Origin of the sequence: Hymenobacter persicinus (assembly GCF_004167665.1) — a bacterium.
GTDB classification, from domain to species: Bacteria; Bacteroidota; Bacteroidia; order Cytophagales; family Hymenobacteraceae; genus Hymenobacter; species Hymenobacter persicinus.
Genome location: NZ_SEWE01000117.1, coordinates 1 through 349 on the forward strand (window position 1 = coordinate 1; position 349 = coordinate 349).

At 66.5% G+C, this 349-nt stretch carries 1 pseudogene; it reads right to left on the minus strand.

The window, feature by feature from the left end:
- Positions 1–349: pseudogene (locus tag EWM57_RS21340) on the minus strand (hypothetical protein); the annotation flags it as partial.

Sequence of the window (349 nt, forward strand, 5' to 3'; positions counted from 1 at the left end):
CTGGCGTAGCTGGCTGCACTCGGGTTTTTCGTCACCGTGCCCGAGCCGCTCGTATTCACCGTCAGCGTGTACTGGCCGGGACTGGCCTGGTCGATAACGGAGAAATTAGCGGTAATACTCGGGCCGGCCGTGCCCGTCCCGCCGGGGCCGCTGTAGGGCGTGGCGGTCAGGGAATAATTGCCCACGGCGGGGGTCCAGGCATTGTAGTCGCCGCCGCTGTCGGAAAACAGCGCGTAGGGCGCCACCGATTCCGTCTGGTTCTGGGTTTGGGCCCCGGTCAGGACGAAGACCACGCTGCCGGTGGTGGCCGGGTTGGCGTTGGCCCGGATGTTCAGGTTGCGCGTGGGCA